Here is a 16,040-nt window from a genome sequence, read left to right on the forward strand (position 1 = left end):
CCGCGGGGGCGCCCGCCGATGCCGGGGCCGCGCGGGCCGTGGAGGCCTGCCCCGTTCGGCGAGGGCCCGCCCGGGGCGGGGGGGGCGGGGGCCGGGGGGGTTCCGGCCGGGGGGGGGGGCGTTCCGCCGTCCGGCTCCGGCGGGGGGGCGGGGGGGGGTGCCGGGTCCGGGGGGGGGGGGTGCTCGGCCTCCCGCTGCGCTCGTCTTCCGCCCGAGCCCCCCCCGCCTCCGGCCCCGCCACCCTCACGCGCACGTGTGCCCCGGGGCCTCGACCCGCCCGCGGAAGGGGGACGCGCAGTGGGGGGTGTTCCGGGCGTAAGACGACCGAGCTTGCGAGGGAGAGCCCGGGGCACCCGCCACGGAGCGGACCCCAACGGCAACCGGCACCGGGCGGGCGACCCCGAACACGGCAACGCCCCGGGCGCGGAGCCCACGGCAACCGGCACCGGGCGGGCGACCCCGAGCACGGCAACGCCCGGGGCGCGGAGCCCACGGCAACCGGCCGCGAACCGCCCCCTACGCGAAGACGACCGTGCGGCGGCCGTTGAGGAGGATGCGGCGCTCCGCGTGCCACTTCACCGCACGGGCCAGCGCCTGGCACTCGACGTCACGGCCGATCGCGACCAGCTGCTCCGGGGTGACCTCGTGGCCGACCCGCTCGACCTCCTGCTCGATGATCGGGCCCTCGTCGAGGTCGGCCGTCACGTAGTGGGCCGTCGCGCCGATCAGCTTCACGCCCCGCGCGTGTGCCTGGTGGTAGGGCTTGGCGCCCTTGAAGCTGGGGAGGAACGAGTGGTGGATGTTGATGATCCGGCCGCTGAGCTGCTTGCACAGGTCGTCCGACAGGACCTGCATGTAGCGTGCGAGGACGACCAGTTCGACGTTCTCCGCGCGGACCAGCTCCAGCAGCCGGGCCTCGGCCTGCGACTTGGTGTCCTTGGTGACCGGAATGTGGTGGAACGGGATGTCGTACGAGGCGACCAGTTCGGCGAAGTCGGTGTGGTTGGAGACGACCGCCACGATGTCGACCGGCAGCGCGCCGATGCGCGTGCGGAACAGCAGGTCGTTGAGGCAGTGGCCGAACTTCGACACCATCAGCACGACGCGCATGCGCTCGTCGGCCCGGTGGATCTGCCAGTCCATCTCGAAGGAGTCCCCGACGGCCGCGAAGCTCGCGCGCAGCTTGTCCACCGTGACCGGCGCCTCGGCCGAGAAGTGGACCCGCATGAAGAACAGGCCCGTGTCCCGGTCCCCGAACTGCTGACTGTCCTCGATGTTGCAGCCGGTGATGAAGAGGTAACTCGAAACGGCGTGCACGATGCCCTGCTTGTCCGGGCAGGAGAGCGTGAGGACGTACTGGTCGGTCATCCTGGCAGGATGCCACATCCGCGGGAGGCGGCAGGACGCCGGTCCGTCACGCGGACCGGGTCATGATCCGCAGGACGTCCAGCGAGCGCGGCGGCGCGTCCGGGTCCTCACCGTCGTTGACGGCGAGCCGTACGTGGGCGTCGCGGGCCGCCCGCACCGCCTCCGGCCAGCCGTGGTGCCCCATGTAGGCGGAGACGGGCGCGTCCGGGCCGACCTGGTGCATGATCCGCAGCACCCGCAGCACCGCGACGTCGACCAGCGCGGCCTCGCCCGAGTCCCGGAATATGGTGCCGACGTACTTCTCGGCGGACCAGTTGTCCAGCCAGGTGTCCTCGACCAGCCGGTACACGGCGTCGGTGACGTCCCCGTACCCCTCCTGGCCCGTCAGCCAGCACTCCTGGTGGAAGACGGGGTCGGAGAGCATGTGCAGCGCCGAGCGCACGTTGGCGCGCCAGCGCCACCACGGCATGTCTGTGAGCGGCATGCCGCCCATGGTGGAGGAGCGACGGCCGCGACGGGAAGAGTTCACGGAAGCTGACACGTTTCGATCGTACGTTCCCCCGTGCGCCCCGGAGACCGGCCCCCGTAATTCACCTCGACGTCACCCAGCGTTGAACCGTCCTCACATCCGCGTTACCCATGGGGCGGAATTGTGCATGCCCATGACCGGTAATGGCAGGCGACGACCCTTCCCCACGTTCTCCCTCCTCAGGGCCACGGCGGTATTCGGCTCGGCCTGTCTCCTGGCCGGGTGCGGGGTCCTCCCCGGAGCCACGGGGGGCTCCGGGGAACCCCTCACCGTCATGACATGGGCGCCCGACAACACCCGTGCGACCAATATGCCCGGGATGCCCGCCATGGGGCAGGCGTACGCCCGCTGGATCAACGCCCGGGGCGGCATCAACGGCCGCGAGCTGCGGGTGCTCACCTGCAACGAGGGCAACGAGCCCATGGCCGCCGCCGCGTGCGCCCGGCGCGCGGTCCAGGAGGGCGCCGTCGCCGTCGTCGGCTCGTACAGCCAGAACAGCCGCGCCTTCATGCCTCCGCTGGAGGCCGCCGGCATCCCGTACATCGGCGGCTACGGGCTGACGGACGACGAGTTCAAGAGCCCGGTCTCCTACCCCGTCAACGGCGGCCAGGCCGCGCTGCTGGCCGGCAACGGCATCCAGCTCGCGGACGCGTGCGACCGCGTCTCGCTCGTCCGGCCCGACACCCTCACCGGCGCCGACCTGCCGCAGATCCTCAACACCGGCCTCGCGCAGGCGAACCACCGGACCGCCGTGGACATCCCGGCCGCCGACGACGCCGGCGAGTACACCCAGGAGGCCCGGCTGGCCCGCGCCCGGGCCGGCGAGAAGGGCGGCTGCGTCACCGCCGCGCTCGGCGAGTACACCGCCAACTTCTTCGACTCCTTCCGCCGGCTCCCGTCCGACGGGCGGGACGTCAAGGTCTCCTCCGTCCTCGGCAGCGTCGACCAGCCGCTGATCGACCGCACCGGCGGCGTGAACGGCCCCTTCGAGGGGGCGTACCTCACCGGCTGGTACCCGGACGCGGGCGACCCGCGCTGGGAGCCGATGAAGCAGGTGCTGCGCGAGCACGCCTTCGCCGACAACCGGATCGACCCGGCCGACACCGGCGTGCAGACGACCTGGATCGCCTACACCGTCCTGACGGCGGCCGTCGAATCGCTCGGTGACGAGGAGGTCACGCCGGGCCTGATCGGCCGCGCGCTCGACCGGGGGGTGCAGGTGGACACCGGCGGCCTCACCCCGCCCCTGCGCTGGCGCTACGAGGACATGCTCGGCACGCCGAGCGCCCCGAGGTCCGTCAACCACGACGTGACGTTCCAAGTGGTGCGCAAGGGGCGGCTGGTGGCGCAGAAGGAGGGCTTCGTGGACGTCGGCCCGACCCTCCGCAAGGCAGCCGCCCACTAGGCGGGAGCGGGGCCGCTACGTCCGGGGCGCGCCCCGGAGGATCACAGCTGGGCCGGCTGGCGCGGGGTCAGACCGTAGGTGCCCGCGATGCCGTTCCAGAGCTGCGACGCCTCCTTCTTCGCGGCCGTCGCCTCGCCGCTCGCCCGGTTGCCCTCGGCGAACTCGCCCGTGCTGCGCGCCTTGCCGCCCTTGCAGCCCTTCTTGCCCTTGACCTCGACGGCCCAGGCCGCGTAGTGGTCGTCGGCCGAGGCGGACGCCTGCCACGCCTTCGTCAGCGCGGCGCTCAGCTCCGTGTGGGACGGCAGCTTGTCGAGGGACAGGCCCTGGAGGCGGGTCACCAGGTCGCGGCGCTGGCCGGCGGCGCCGCGCAGGTCCGTGGCGGCCTGGTCGAGGCCCTGGCACTTCTTGATGTTCTCGACGGACCGGATCACCGTGTCGCGGCTGTTGTTGCTGTCGGCGAGCAGCTTGTCGAGCGCCTCCGCCTGCGTCCGGGCCGGGTCCGGGGCGGCCTGCGAGGGGTTCCCACCGCCGGGGGTCGGCGAGCTGGCGGCGGCGACGCCGGCCTTGTCGGCCCGGCCCTTCTGGTCGTCCTCGCCCCCGCTGAGCAGGGCGCCCGCGCCCAGCCCGAGGACCGCGCACCCGACGACGACGGCGGCGATCAGCGGCACCTTCGACGACCGGCGCGGCACCGGCTCCTGGTAGGCGTCCTGGTACTGCTGCGCGGCCTGAGGGGCCTGCGGCGCCTGGGGCCCGCGGTGCGGCTGCTGGGCCTGCGTGTGCGGCGGCTGGGCGGCGACCGGCGGCATGTGCTGCGTGGCGGCGGCGTCGTCGCGGAACAGGCTGTCGAACTCCGCCGGGGGCCGGCGGTCGCCCGGCGCCCCGGGACGGATCCCGAAGGGCGCGGCCGACGGCTGCGGCGGCACGGGCGGGAGGTACTGCGTGGCGTCCCCATCCTGGGCGGCGGCCGACCGGGTGCCGAGGAACTGCGTCGACTCGGCCGGGCTCTCCGCCGGTCCGGGCGCCGGCATGGGCATCGGCCCGGCGCCCGGTGCGGCGACGGGCGGGAGGTACTGGGTCGCGTCCGCGTCACCGCCGCCCGCGGGGACCTCGGGCGGCAGCGGCTGGGCCGCGGTCCCGTAGGTCTGGCCCTGCGGGTACTGCTGCTGCGGCGCCTGCGGCGGGTACGGCTGCTGGGGCTGCTGGTACGCCCCGGGCTGCTGGGGGTCGTACCCGCCCGGCTGCTGCGGCGGCACGGACTGCTGCTGCCCGTCCGGCGGGCCCCAGGGGCCGCCCCACGGCCGGCCGCCGGCCGGCTGGGAACCTGCCGCGCCCCAGGCCTCGCCGCCCTCGGCGGGCAGCACGACACCCTCGTGCGCGGGCCGCGCCGCGGGAAGGTGCGGCTCCTGGCCCTGTCCGCTCTGCGTCACCGGGACTCCTACGTGTGAACCTGTAAACCTACGGAAGCGTCGGCTCACGCTACCGGGTGACGAGGAGCCCGCGCACACGTGTGTGGCGGCAGTAACAAGAACCTCCCTCGCGACGCTGATGAGACGGGCCGCGCACCGGATTCAGGCGGCCTGGAGCTCCAGCCGGGCCCCGAACTCCCGCACGGCGGGCTCGTCCGCGTACGGCTCCAGGCGCTGCTGGAGGTCGTCCAGGTACTCCGCGCCCCTCGACGACCGCAGCGAGCCCAGCAGTTCGGCCGCGCGGGTGCCCGTGTGACAGGCGGCCTCCACCTCCCGCTGCTGGACCTGTGCCGTGGCCAGCAGAACCAGACCGATCGCCCGCCGCCGCGCCCGCGTCGCCGGGTGCCCGTCCAGCGCCTCGGTCGCCGCCCGCGCGGCGTCCTCCGGCCGGCCCAGGTCCCGGTAGCAGTGCGCCAGTTCGTCCGCCAGGTACGCCCGGTCGAAGTGGGCGATCCACGCCGGGTCGTCGCCCGACTCCGGGTCGACGCGGTCCATCGCGGTCACCGCCCGCGCCGCCACCTCCTGGCACGTGCGCAGATCACCGAGCAGGGCGTGCCCGCGCGCCTCGGCCGCCAGGAACATCGCCTCCGCCCGCGGCGGGACGTGCCCCCGCGCCCCCTCCTGCGCCGCCCGCGCCAGCTGCGCGATCTCGCGCGGGTTGCCGAGCTGGGCCGCCAAGTGGCTCATGGACGCGGCCAGTACGTACCCGCCGTAGCCGCGGTCCCCGGCGGCCTGCGCCAGCCGCAGGGCCTGGATGTAGTACCGCTGCGCCAGGCCGGGCTGCCCCGTGTCCACCGCCATGTACCCGGCCAGCTCCGTCAGCCGGGCCACGGCGGCGAAGAGCCGGCGGCCGACGTTGTCCCGGTACGAGCCGGAGAGCAGCCCCGACACCACGCTGTTCAGGTAGTGCACCACCACGGGCCGCACGTGCCCGCTGCCGAACCGGTGGTCCAGGTCGACCAGCGCCGCCGTCATCGCCCGTACGGCCTCGACGTCCGCCATCCCGACCCGCGACCCCGCCTGCCGGGCGACCTGCGGGTCGGCGGCCGTGATCAGCCAGTCCCTGCTGGGTTCGACCAGCGCGGAGGCGGCCACCGTCGAACCGGAGAGGAAGTCCCGCCGGCCCACGTCGCTGCGCCACAGCTCGCAGACCTGCTCGATGGCGCCGAGCACGGTCGGCGAGAACTGGAGACCCACGCCGGAGGCCAGGTTCTTGCCGTTGGCCATGCCGATCTCGTCGATCGTGACGGTCCGCCCCAGCTTGCGGCCGAGGGCCTCGGCGATGATCCCCGGCGCCCGGCCGCGCGGTTGCTGGCCGCGCAGCCAGCGGGCGACCGAGGTCTTGTCGTACCGGAGGTCGAGTCCGCGCTCCTGCCCGACCATGTTCACCCGGCGGGCGAGCCCGGCGTTCGAGCATCCTGCTTCCTGGATGAGAGCCTGCAGCCGTTCGTTCGGCTGACGGGCGACGAGCGGCCTCGCTGCCATGACTACCCCCTGTTGCCGCGGTGATCAGTCCCGCTGATCACTGCCCGGCTGATATGCGGAGAATGCAGAAGTTGACCTGCGAATACTGACGAAACCGATGAAGAGCGCGGCTGAGCACGCTCCGTGACCGAGGTACGCGGACGGGACCGGACCGGGCCGTCACCCCCCATGTGCCGACGTGGACCGACAGGTCGTGCGATGGCGTGAGATCGCCACATCCCCACCTCCCCGACTGTGGCTACCCGGGCTCCGCTCCCGGCGCTCACGCGCGCCCCCGTCCATGCATCCATGCGCCCCGAATGCGGAATCGATGCTCCTCGGCCTCCCTTCCCGCGCCCCGTAACCCCGGATCGGGCCGGTAGTTGAGCTGTCCGTGGAAGAGACCATCGGAGTCACGGAAGCCGCACAGATCCCCAAGCAGCGAGGCGAGCAGCTGCTGGACAGCGCCGTGCGGTACGCGGAAGAGCGGCACTGGGACGTGTTCCCCGGCACCTGGCTGGAGGCGGTCGACGGCACGGAGCGGTGCTCGTGCGGCGACACCGCCTGCCCCTCCCCGGGGGCGCACCCCGCGCGCCCGGACTGGGCGACGCAGGCCACCGGCAGCGCCGTGGTGGCGCGCCGGCTGTGGGGCAAGCAGCCCCGGGCGTCGATCCTGCTGCCCACGGGCCGCACGTTCGACGCGCTGGACGTCCCGGAGTCGGCGGGCTTCCTGGCGCTGGCGCGGATGGAGCGGATGGACCTGACGCTCGGCCCGGTCACCTGCACCCCGGACCGCCGGATGATGTTCTTCGTGCTGCCGGGTGCCGCCGCCAAGGTGCCGGACCTGGTGCGCAAGCTGGGCTGGTCGCCGACCGGCATCGACCTGGTGGCCCGGGGCGAGGGGCTGTACGTGGCGGCGCCGCCGACCCGGGTGGGCGGGCACGGCGCGGTGCAGTGGGCGCGCCGCCCCACACCGGCGAACCGCTGGCTCCCGGACGTCGAGGAGCTGATCTGCCCGCTGGCGTACGCGTGCGCCCGGGAGGCCGCCGATGCCCGGTCCCGGCAGGGCTGACCGTCGTTGACTGCCGGTTTCCGGCCCCTGTGCTCGTCCCGGCCCGTACGTACGCTGGCTCTCGTACGCACGGGGACCAGGGGAGGCAGTGACCATGCCGGAGCAGGTGACGGAGGGTCCCGCGGCCGCGGTGCGGGTCGAGGGGTTGTGGAAGCGGTTCGGTGAGCAGGTCGCGGTCGCCGGGGTCGATCTGGTGCTGCCGGCGGGCCGGTTCGTGGGGCTGGTGGGTCCGAACGGGGCGGGCAAGACGACGACCCTGTCGATGGTGACGGGGCTGCTCCGCCCCGACGGGGGCCGGGTCGAGGTGGTGGGGCACGACGTGTGGCGCGATCCGGCCGCGGTGAAGGCGCGGATCGGGGTGCTGCCGGAGGGGCTGCGGCTGTTCGAGCGGCTGTCGGGCCGGGAACTCCTGGCGTACACGGGGCGGTTGCGGGGGCTGCCGGGGGACGAGGTCGACAAGCGGGCGGCCCAGTTGCTGGACGTGCTGGACCTGGCGGGCGCGCGGGACAAGCTGGTGGTGGACTACTCGACCGGGATGCGCAAGAAGATCGGGCTCGCCGCCGCGCTGCTGCACAATCCCGAGGTCCTCTTCCTCGACGAGCCGTTCGAGGGGGTGGACCCGGTGTCGGCGCAGACGATCCGCGGGGTCCTGGAGCGCTACACGGGTTCGGGCGCGACGGTGGTGTTCTCCAGTCATGTGATGGAGCTGGTGGAGTCGCTGTGCGACTGGGTCGCGGTGATGGCGGCGGGCCGGATCAGGGCGCAGGGCACGCTGGCCGACGTGCGGGGCGGGGCCGGGTCGTTGCAGGAGGCGTTCCTGGAGCTGGTGGGCGCGGTGGGCCGTGACACGGGTGAGTCGCTGGACTGGCTGGGCGGTGCCCGGTGACGCTGACGGGGGTCTTCGTCCGGCTCAAGCTGTCGCTGCTGCGCAACGGTCTGCGGCAGTCCGCGGGCCGCACGGCGGCGTACGTCGTCTCCGCCGTGCTGGCGGTGCTGTGCGGGGCGGGTCTGGTGCTGGCGCTGGTGGTGCTGCGGGGCAGCGAACACGCGGCCACGGTCGCGGTGTTGCTGACGGGGCTGCTGGCAGTGGCGTGGGCGGTGATGCCGCTGTTCTTCCCCAGCGGGGACGAGACGCTGGATCCGACGCGGCTGGTGATGCTGCCGCTGCAACCGGGGCCGTTGGTGCGGGCGTTGCTGGTGTCGTCGTTGGTGGGGTTCGGGCCGCTGTTCACGCTGTGCCTGGCGGTCGGGTCGGCGGTGGCGCTGTCGCGCGGCGCGTTCGCCGCGGTGGTGGCGGTGGTGGCGGTGCCGCTGGTGCTGCTGGTGTGCGTGGCGCTGGCGCGGGCGGTCGCGGCGGGGAACGTCCGGTTGCTGACGTCCCGCAGGGGCCGGGACCTCGCGGTGCTGAGCGGGCTGGTGATCGCGGTGGGCATCCAGTTCGTCAACTTCGGCGTGCAGCGCCTCGGCCGGGCGGGCGGCCTGTCGGCGCTGGACCCGGCGGCCGAGGTGGTGCGGTGGGTTCCGCCAGCGTCGGCGGTCGCGGCGGTCGGCTCGGCGGGCGAGGGACGGTACGGGGAGGCCGCGGCGGGGTTGCTGCTGTCGGCGGCGGCGCTGGGGGCGCTGCTGTACGCCTGGCGGCGCAGCCTGGTGAAGCTGATGACGGCGCCGGACGGCTCCACCCTGGCGGCGGCCTCGCGCCCGTCGCGGGCCGGCTCGCCGGGGTGGCGGTGGCCCGAGGGGCGGGCCGGCACGGTGGTGGGGCGGAGCCTGCGGTACGTGGTGCGGGACCCCAAGACCAAGGCGGCGTGGGTGACGTCGCTGGCGATCGGCCTGATCGTGCCGCTGTTCAACGCCTTGCAGGGCACGGGGTCGGTGTACTTGGCGTGCTTCTCGGCGGGGATGCTCGGCATTTTGATGTACAACCAGTTCGGCCAGGACGCCTCGGCGTTCTGGATGGTCGCGCTGACGATCTCCTCGGCGCGGGACGCCTACGCGGAGCTGCGGGCGCGGGCCCTGGCCCTGACCGTGATCACCCTGCCGTTCGTGGTGCTGGTGACCGGGGTGACGGCGGCGGTGCTGGGCGACTGGTGGGCCCTGCCGGGGGCGCTGGGGCTGTCGTTCGGGGTGCTGGGCGCGATGCTCGGTACGGGCGCGGTGGCGTCGTCCCTGTTCCCGTACTCGATCCCGCAGGACAGCGGGTTCAAGAACGTGGCGCCGGGCCAGGCGGGGCTGGCGTGGATCTCCCTCACGGGCGGGATGGTCGCGGCGGCGCTGCTGTGCGCCCCGCTGGTCGCCCTCACGGTGTGGCTGGACGCGACGACGGGCCCGGCGGGGCGCCTGCTGCTGCTGGTCCTGGGGGCCGGCTGGGGCACGCTGCTGACCTGGGCGGGGCTCCGGCTGGCCGCGCCGCGCACGGCGGACCGGCTCCCGGAGATCCTGGCGGCGGTCAGCAGGGGCTGACGTCCTCCAGGAACGGGGCGAGGGCGGCGCGCCAGCCCTCCGGCTGGTCGTAGTGGACGAGGTGGCCGGCGTCCGGAACCTCCGCGTACCGCCCCTGGGGGAGGACGCGGACCATCTCCTGGGCCTCCGCGCGCCCCAGTTCGCCGTCGAGCCCGCGGACGACGAGTGTGGGGCAGCGGACCTGGGCGAGGGAGTCCCAGTGGGCGTCGAACACCCACGTCTCGCGGGAGGTGAGCATCTGGCGCCGGGAGAACAGGGGGCGCCACCCGTCGGGCCCCTCGGCCATGACCTCGGCGAAGAACGCGCCGCGTGCCGGGTTGGGGCGCTCCACCCGGGGGTCGTCCTCGCCGAACCACTTCCGTACGTCGGCGAGGGTGGCGAACGGCAGCGGCCAGGAGCGGAACCAGCTCTCCCACTCGCGCTGCGACGCGGCGCCCAGGGCGGAGGCCCGCATGTCGCTGATGACGAGGGCCTTCACGAGGTCGGGGCGCTCGGCGGCGAGCTGCCAGGCCGTCAGGGCGCCCATGGAGTGGCCGATCAGCACGGCCGGGGCGAGCCCGAGCTGTTCGACCGCGGCGGCGGCGTCGGCGACGTACGCCTCGCGGGTGAAGGGGCCTTCGGCGGGCTTGTCGCTCCGCCCGTGCCCGCGCTGGTCCAGCGCGACGGCCCGGTGCCGCTCGGAGAGCCAGCGGGCGGTCGGCGCCCAGTGGGAGGCGCGGCCCATCAGCCCGTGCAGGAGGAGCACCCCGGGTGCCTGGTCGGCGTCGGCGGACCGGCCCTTGGGCGGGTCGGTGAACTCCCAGGCGGCGAGGCGTAAGCCGTCGGCTCCGGTCAGGTCGATGCGTCGCACCATGTGTCCTGACACCCCCTTCTGTCACGTGCGCGAGCCAGACTATCGAACCTGCATTCGAAAAAGCGGCTCCCGCCCGCAACACCGCTCGTTCGAGTGACCCGGCTCAAGGATTGACGGCCGTCGCCGAGGGGAGATCTTCATCGGGAGGCGGGCCGCTCGGGGAAAACGGTCCGAAGGGGACGACCCTGAGAGCTCGGGGCTCCGGGTCAGCACAGGGGAGGTCGGGCCCCGGCGTCGCAAGGCGCCGGGGCTCTCGCCCTGTCCGGGACGTCCAGGCGGGCGCATCACCTGCTCCCTCCCCGCTCAGGTCATATGCCTGAGCCAAGACTGGCACGGGAGCCGCCCGAGCGCTGCCGTTCGCCCGAAAGCGCGTTCCGAACACCCCGGCCCGCAGGGGCCCGTGCCCCCGGCGGGCCGGTGCGGGGCCCTCTTCGCGGGGGCCGTCCGGCCCCTGGTCCGTGCACGCGGGCAGCCCGGACCGCCGGGGCGCCCGCCGCCGGGGCGGGCCGGGGCGGAAGTGCCGCGGCCTGACGCGACCGGGCAGCCCGACCGGCCGCGGCCCGCCGGGGCCGGGGCGACGCTCAGCGCTTGGCGACGAAGACGTGCGACGCGACGTCCGCGCCCAGCTCCGCGGCCTCGCCGCTGCTGCCGACCAGCACCCCGCCCGCCGACGCCGTGACGCTCACGACCGAACCGGGCTGCACTCCCGCGCGGCGCAGGGTGTACATCAGCTGCGCGTCGGTCTGGATGGGCTCGCCGATGCGGCGCACCACGACGGTCTTGCCCTCCGGGCCCGCGTCCAGCTCGGCCAGCGACACCATGCCCTCGTCCAGGAACGCCTCGGTCTCCGCCTCCTCGCCCAGCTCCTCGAGGCCCGGGATCGGGTTGCCGTACGGGGACTCCGTGGGGTGCCGCAGCAGCTCCAGCACACGGCGCTCCACCGCCTCGCTCATCACGTGCTCCCAGCGGCACGCCTCGGCGTGGACCTGCTCCCACTCCAGGCCGATCACGTCGACCAGCAGACACTCGGCCAGCCGGTGCTTGCGCATCACGCGCGTGGCCAGGCGGCGTCCCTCGTCGGTCAGCTCCAGGTGCCGGTCGCCCGCGACGGTCACCAGACCGTCCCGCTCCATCCGGGCGACCGTCTGGCTGACGGTCGGCCCGCTCTGGTCCAGCCGCTCGGCGATGCGGGCGCGCATGGGCACCACACCTTCCTCTTCGAGCTCGAGGATGGTGCGGAGATACATCTCCGTGGTGTCGATCAGTCCGGACATACGTGCCCCTCGAAAGATTCGTGCGCTGGCCCTGACTCAATTCTTGCGCATCGCGCCGACAACCGTGCCGCCCCGTGGAGATGCCGGTATTGACAGAGCAATGGTCCAGACCGCAACGTGATGCGCGACACGGAGAGAAGGGGCCTGACGCCATGCCTGACACCAGTGGCGGGAGCAAGACGGCCGGGCGGTTCTTCGACGCCGCGATCGGCCTGCTCCAGCGCGTACGGGACGAGGAGGCGCCGAGCGTCGCCGCCGCGGGCGAGGTCCTCGCCGACGCGGTCGCCGGGGGCGGCCGGCTGTTCGCCTTCGGTGCGGGCCACTCGTCGCTGGCCGCGCAGGACGTGGTCTACCGGGCCGGCGGGCTGGCGCTGGTGAACCTGCTCGCCGTGCCGGGGGTCGTCGGCGTCGACGTCATGCCCGCGACGCTGGGTTCCGCCCTGGAGCGGGTGGACGGCCTGGCCGGCGCGGTCCTGGACTCCTCGCCCGCCCGGGCGGGTGACGTGCTGATCGTCGTCTCGCTGTCCGGCCGCAACGCCCTGCCCGTCGAGATGGCGATGAACGCCCGCGCGCTGGGCCTGAAGGTCATCGGCGTGACCTCGGTGGCGTACGCGCGCGAGACGAAGTCCCGGCACTCGTCGGGCACCTTCCTCATGGACCACTGCGACGTCGTGCTGGACTCCAAGATCGCCGTGGGGGACGCCGAGCTGACCTGCGAGGGTGTCGAGGCCCCGTTCGCCCCCGCGTCGACCGTGGTGACGAGCGCCCTGATGCAGGCGACGATGGCGGCGGCCACCGAGGCCCTGGTGGCGCGCGGCATCGAGCCGCCGCTGCTCCGTTCGGGCAACGTCGACGGCGGCCACGAGTGGAACGGCCGGGTGATGAGCGACTACGCGGACCGCATCTTCTTCCGCCACTAGGGAGTGTCCGCAAAGTATCGGCGTCCGCCCGGGGGGCGGGGGCCGCGGTGGGCGTACGGGGCGACGGGGGCCGGGCGGAACCGTGCGGACACGGGCCGAGCACCGTCCGGCCGGGCCGGCGTCACTCGCGGGCCGCCCCCGCCAGGTCCACCGCGGCCGCCACGCGCGCCGCGACGCTCTCCGCGTACACCGCGTCCGGGCGCTCGAAGGCGGGGCGGTTGCCGGAGCGGAGGAAGGTCAGCACGCCCAGCGTCCTGCCGCGGCTGCGGAGCACCGTGCACAGGGCGTGGGCCGCCTCCCGGGGCCACTGACGCTCCGCCGCCCACGCCTCCGTCGAGGCGCCGGTGCTCGCGCTCGCGCTCGCCCGTACGGAACCGATGCGGTCCACCGCCTGGAGGGCGGGGTGGCCCGCCCCGTACCGGACCGGGATGCCCGCACCGGCCGGGCGGGCCATCGGGCCGGGCGCGCCGGCCGGGGAGGCCGCCGCCCGCACGAGGCGGTCGCCCTCGGCCAGGTCGACCAGGGCGTGGTCGGCGAAACCGGCCAGGGCGAAGTCCAGGTGGACGGCGGCCGCCTCCAGGGGGTCCTCGCACTCCGCGGCCGCGTAGCCCGCCCGGTGCAGCTGGCTGGTGCGGAACCGCAGCCGGTCGGCCTCCTGCTCCGCCAGTTTCGCGTCCGTGACGTCCTGGAACAGCCAGCCGATGCCCAGCGGCACCGGTTCCTCGGCGAGCGGTGACGCCAGCCGCAGGAAACCGCTGCGCCAGCAGCGCCGCCGCTCCCCCTCCGGCGTCCTGAGCGTCACCCACAGCTCGACGAGCGCACGCGGCGCGCCCTCGGCCAGTACGTGGTGTAGCGCGCCCTCCAGTTCCTCCACGCCCTGCACGACCAGCTCCCCGAGCGGCCGTCCGAGCAGGGACATCCGGGAGGCGCCGAGCGCCCGGGCGGCGTGGGCGTTGACCACGGTGGGGCGCAGGTCCACGTCGACCAGGACGACGCCCCAGGAGGCGTCGTCGAAGAGGGCCTCGCTGAGGGCGATCGACCGCTCCAGGTCGATCTGGGCGTGCACCTCGCTGAAGGCGCAGTACACCCCGGCCGGTCCGCCGTCCGCGCCGCGCACGCCGGCCGACTGGGTGCGCACCAGCACCCGGCCGCCGTCCTTGCGGAGCAGGGCGAACTCGTGCACCTGCCGGCCGGGCGCGTCCATGACGGCCATCAGCCGCCGGTGCACGTCGTCGGCGTCCGCGCTGCGCACGGCCCACCCGGCGAACCCGCTGCGTCCCACGGCCTCCTCGGCGCTCCACCCGAGGATCCGCTCGGCCTCGCGGTTCCAGTGGGTGACCACCCCGTCGGCGTCGAACGCGCACAGCGCGGCGTCCATCCCGTCGAGCAGCGCGGCGAGCAGGTCCGCCCCCGGCCCCAGGGCCCTCGCGGTCTCGCTCCTGGACGCACTCATCCCGGCACCCCCTGCAGGACGTGTACTCACGTGCATGTGCACGCCACCGGCCATTCAACTGGAACGTGACCCAGAGCACAGCCGGTTCCCGGAAATCACCCGGTGCGAAAAAAGCGGTTGTGGGGCGCGGGCGGGGTTCCTAGGGTGTGGAGCACACGAAGAAAGGAGGTGATCCGGAAGTGGTTTCTTTTCGGATGCGTGAGGTGACTGCGGGCTGAGGCCTGTTGTCGCACTCTGTGCAATGTCGGCAGGCCTCCTGCCGCAATCCCAAGCAGTCACCGACCCGCGGGTTCGCCGGCACATCCGGCCGGCCTCTCCGTCAGGAGAGCCAGAGCCCGCGGGTTTCTGCTTGCCCGGACCGGACGGCGGCGCGCCCCCGGCGCGAGCCGGAACCGGAACGGGCTCCGGACCGGGCTCCGGGACGGCTCTGAGTACGTACACGCGTACGAGGGTGAGTACCGGCGCCGATGCCCCGGCCGCCGCCCGCCGCGCACGATGGCCGCATGAACGCCACCGACCCGACCGCGACCGGAACCACGGCGACCGGCACGGCCGCGACCGCACCGGCGGCCGACGGCGGCCCCGGCGCCCTCGCCCCCGCCACCGCCCCCGGCGGCGACCCCTTCGCGCCGAGCACCGGGGCCGTGCGGGTCTTCGCGGGGACCGGGCTGGTGCTGCTGGTGGGCGCCTTCCTGGTGACCGTGGTCCTGATGCTGCGGCAGTCCTTCGCGGGCGACGGCGCGCCCGGCCCCCTCAAGGAGCTGGCGATGTGGTCCCTGAGCCTGTCCGGGCTGGTGGGACTGTGGGCGATGTGCCTGCCCGGCGACGCGGTGGGCCACCGGGTCCGGCGCGGGGCGGTGTTCGTCCAGTACGCGCTGATGGCCGGCGGTCCGCTGCTGGCGGCCTTCGACCCCTCGTAGCGCCTACGGTGCCAGCCGCTCGACCCGCCACGCCCCGCCCTCGCGCACGTACCGCAGCCGGTCGTGGAGGCGGTTCTCGTGGCCCTGCCAGAACTCGACCGTCCCGGGCACGACCCGGAACCCGCCCCAGTGCGGCGGGACGGGCACCTGCTCGTCCTCCGGGTAGCGGGCCGCGAGGTCCTCGTACCGGGCGAGCAGCTCGGCCCGCGAGGCGATCACCGAGGACTGCTCGCTCGCCCAGGCACCGAGCTGGGAGCCGTGCGGCCGGGTGCGGAAGTAGGCGGCCGTCTCGTCCCGGCCGACCCGGCTCGCGGTGCCCGTGACGAGCACCTGACGGGCGACGGGGTGCCAGGGGAAGAGGAGCGAGACGTGCGGGTTGGTCTCCAGCTCCATGCCCTTGCGGGAGTCGTAGTTGGTGAAGAAGACGAAGCCCCGCCCGTCGTAGTGCTTCAGCAGCACCGTCCGCGAGGAGGGCCGGCCGTCGGGCGTGGCGGTCGAGACGACCATGGCGTTCGGTTCGACGATCGCGTCGCTGTCGGCTGCCTGCGCGAACCAGCGTGCGAACTGTTCCATCGGATCGGCCGCGAGGTCCGCCTCCACGAACTCGGCGGTGCGGTACTGCTCGCGCATGTCGGCGGGATCGAGAGCTGCTGGATCGAGAGCGTCTGTCACAGGGCCATCCTGCCGTAGGGGGCATCTTGCGGATCAGGCCGGGCTCGCGTGCCCCGTCACGCGCATCTGCAGCGTTGTCGTCGGTCGCCGACGTCCCCCGTAGCCCCTTCGGGCACGGGAGGTGCCCCCACCGCGTCGGCTCCCTCCTCCGCCTTGCATCTGCACGCATCGGACCCCGCTCCCT

Annotated in this window: 14 protein-coding genes; 6 read left to right on the forward strand and 8 right to left on the reverse strand. The window is 74.2% G+C overall.

The genetic code is table 11. The features are described from left to right. Positions 1-516 precede the first annotated feature (516 nt). Together purU and A4V12_RS02135 are read right to left on the reverse strand one after the other, a co-directional pair. Positions 517-1,368 carry a formyltetrahydrofolate deformylase gene (gene purU, locus A4V12_RS02130; RefSeq protein ID WP_064067442.1) on the reverse strand — a complete coding sequence of 284 codons (852 nt, stop codon included), beginning with the start codon at positions 1,366-1,368 and terminating at the stop codon, positions 517-519. A gap of 46 nt (positions 1,369-1,414) precedes the next feature. Then, a complete protein-coding gene (locus tag A4V12_RS02135) occupies positions 1,415-1,861 on the reverse strand; it encodes an SCO4402 family protein (RefSeq protein WP_064067443.1) in 447 nt (148 codons plus the stop codon). Between the two features lie 169 nt (positions 1,862-2,030). On the opposite strand from A4V12_RS02135, the gene A4V12_RS02140 reads away from it, so the two are divergent. After that, the gene (locus A4V12_RS02140; RefSeq protein ID WP_064067444.1) at positions 2,031-3,302 is read left to right on the forward strand and encodes an ABC transporter substrate-binding protein; all 1,272 of its coding nucleotides are present in this window, start codon (positions 2,031-2,033) and stop codon (positions 3,300-3,302) included. A 41-nt stretch (positions 3,303-3,343) separates the two neighbouring features. On the opposite strand, the gene A4V12_RS02145 is transcribed toward A4V12_RS02140, so the two are convergent. Together A4V12_RS02145 and A4V12_RS02150 are read right to left on the reverse strand one after the other, a co-directional pair. After that, on the reverse strand, positions 3,344-4,729 hold the full coding sequence (locus A4V12_RS02145; protein WP_199831202.1) for a hypothetical protein: 1,386 nt from the start codon (positions 4,727-4,729) through the stop codon (positions 3,344-3,346). Positions 4,730-4,870: 141 nt separating this feature from the next. Continuing rightward, complete coding sequence (locus tag A4V12_RS02150) at positions 4,871-6,253, reverse strand: hypothetical protein (protein WP_064067445.1); 1,383 nt, start codon at positions 6,251-6,253, stop codon at positions 4,871-4,873. A gap of 373 nt (positions 6,254-6,626) precedes the next feature. Between A4V12_RS02150 and A4V12_RS02155 the strand changes: the two genes are divergently transcribed. The 3 genes from A4V12_RS02155 to A4V12_RS02165 all read left to right on the forward strand — a co-directional run bounded on the left by A4V12_RS02155 (position 6,627) and on the right by A4V12_RS02165 (position 9,764). Beyond that, positions 6,627-7,304, forward strand: a complete 678-nt coding sequence (locus A4V12_RS02155; protein ID WP_064067446.1) for a bifunctional DNA primase/polymerase — start codon at positions 6,627-6,629, stop codon at positions 7,302-7,304. A gap of 94 nt (positions 7,305-7,398) precedes the next feature. Continuing rightward, the gene (locus A4V12_RS02160) at positions 7,399-8,190 is read left to right on the forward strand and encodes an ABC transporter ATP-binding protein (protein WP_064067633.1); all 792 of its coding nucleotides are present in this window, start codon (positions 7,399-7,401) and stop codon (positions 8,188-8,190) included. After that, positions 8,187-9,764 carry a transporter gene (locus A4V12_RS02165; protein ID WP_234372044.1) on the forward strand — a complete coding sequence of 526 codons (1,578 nt, stop codon included), beginning with the start codon at positions 8,187-8,189 and terminating at the stop codon, positions 9,762-9,764. The genes A4V12_RS02160 and A4V12_RS02165 overlap by 4 nt, the downstream gene beginning before the upstream one ends. Here A4V12_RS02165 and A4V12_RS02170 read toward each other — a convergent pair. Both A4V12_RS02170 and A4V12_RS02175 read right to left on the reverse strand, forming a co-directional pair. Next, a complete protein-coding gene (locus A4V12_RS02170; RefSeq protein WP_064067448.1) occupies positions 9,751-10,617 on the reverse strand; it encodes an alpha/beta fold hydrolase in 867 nt (288 codons plus the stop codon). The genes A4V12_RS02165 and A4V12_RS02170 overlap by 14 nt on opposite strands. A 581-nt stretch (positions 10,618-11,198) precedes the next feature. Next, positions 11,199-11,891 carry a metal-dependent transcriptional regulator gene (locus A4V12_RS02175; protein WP_064067449.1) on the reverse strand — a complete coding sequence of 231 codons (693 nt, stop codon included), beginning with the start codon at positions 11,889-11,891 and terminating at the stop codon, positions 11,199-11,201. Positions 11,892-12,043: 152 nt separating this feature from the next. Here A4V12_RS02175 and A4V12_RS02180 point away from each other — a divergent pair, with 152 nt between their 5' ends. Then, on the forward strand, positions 12,044-12,811 hold the full coding sequence (locus tag A4V12_RS02180; protein WP_064067450.1) for an SIS domain-containing protein: 768 nt from the start codon (positions 12,044-12,046) through the stop codon (positions 12,809-12,811). A 121-nt stretch (positions 12,812-12,932) separates the two neighbouring features. Here the strand turns inward: A4V12_RS02180 and A4V12_RS02185 are convergent, their stop codons facing one another. Next, positions 12,933-14,264 (reverse strand): PAS domain-containing protein, encoded by a 1,332-nt coding sequence (locus A4V12_RS02185; protein WP_064067451.1) that lies wholly within the window; start codon positions 14,262-14,264, stop codon positions 12,933-12,935. Between the two features lie 503 nt (positions 14,265-14,767). On the opposite strand from A4V12_RS02185, the gene A4V12_RS02190 reads away from it, so the two are divergent. Then, the gene (locus A4V12_RS02190; protein WP_064067452.1) at positions 14,768-15,184 is read left to right on the forward strand and encodes a hypothetical protein; all 417 of its coding nucleotides are present in this window, start codon (positions 14,768-14,770) and stop codon (positions 15,182-15,184) included. A gap of 3 nt (positions 15,185-15,187) precedes the next feature. Here the strand turns inward: A4V12_RS02190 and pdxH are convergent, their stop codons facing one another. Continuing rightward, positions 15,188-15,814: a pyridoxamine 5'-phosphate oxidase gene (pdxH, locus tag A4V12_RS02195; protein ID WP_064067453.1), complete on the reverse strand. Its 627-nt coding sequence runs from the start codon at positions 15,812-15,814 to the stop codon at positions 15,188-15,190. Positions 15,815-16,040: the final 226 nt, after the last annotated feature.

It is taken from the genome of Streptomyces noursei, assembly GCF_001646665.1.
In the GTDB taxonomy this organism is placed as follows: domain Bacteria; phylum Actinomycetota; class Actinomycetes; order Streptomycetales; family Streptomycetaceae; genus Streptomyces; species Streptomyces lavendulocolor.

Excerpts from the sequence above, each read along its gene's own strand:
- A4V12_RS02180 (WP_064067450.1), top strand. The coding sequence starts at position 12,044 with ATGCCTGACACCAGTGGCGGGAGCAAGACGGCCGGGCGGTTCTTCGAC.
- A4V12_RS02135 (WP_064067443.1), bottom strand. The coding sequence starts at position 1,861 with ATGGGCGGCATGCCGCTCACAGACATGCCGTGGTGGCGCTGGCGCGCC.
- A4V12_RS02185 (WP_064067451.1), bottom strand. The coding sequence starts at position 14,264 with ATGAGTGCGTCCAGGAGCGAGACCGCGAGGGCCCTGGGGCCGGGGGCG.
- A4V12_RS02150 (WP_064067445.1), bottom strand. The coding sequence starts at position 6,253 with ATGGCAGCGAGGCCGCTCGTCGCCCGTCAGCCGAACGAACGGCTGCAG.
- A4V12_RS02160 (WP_064067633.1), top strand. The coding sequence starts at position 7,399 with ATGCCGGAGCAGGTGACGGAGGGTCCCGCGGCCGCGGTGCGGGTCGAG.
- A4V12_RS02190 (WP_064067452.1), top strand. The coding sequence starts at position 14,768 with ATGAACGCCACCGACCCGACCGCGACCGGAACCACGGCGACCGGCACG.
- A4V12_RS02170 (WP_064067448.1), bottom strand. The coding sequence starts at position 10,617 with ATGGTGCGACGCATCGACCTGACCGGAGCCGACGGCTTACGCCTCGCC.
- pdxH (WP_064067453.1), bottom strand. The coding sequence starts at position 15,814 with ATGCGCGAGCAGTACCGCACCGCCGAGTTCGTGGAGGCGGACCTCGCG.
- A4V12_RS02175 (WP_064067449.1), bottom strand. The coding sequence starts at position 11,891 with ATGTCCGGACTGATCGACACCACGGAGATGTATCTCCGCACCATCCTC.
- purU (WP_064067442.1), bottom strand. The coding sequence starts at position 1,368 with ATGACCGACCAGTACGTCCTCACGCTCTCCTGCCCGGACAAGCAGGGC.
- A4V12_RS02140 (WP_064067444.1), top strand. The coding sequence starts at position 2,031 with ATGACCGGTAATGGCAGGCGACGACCCTTCCCCACGTTCTCCCTCCTC.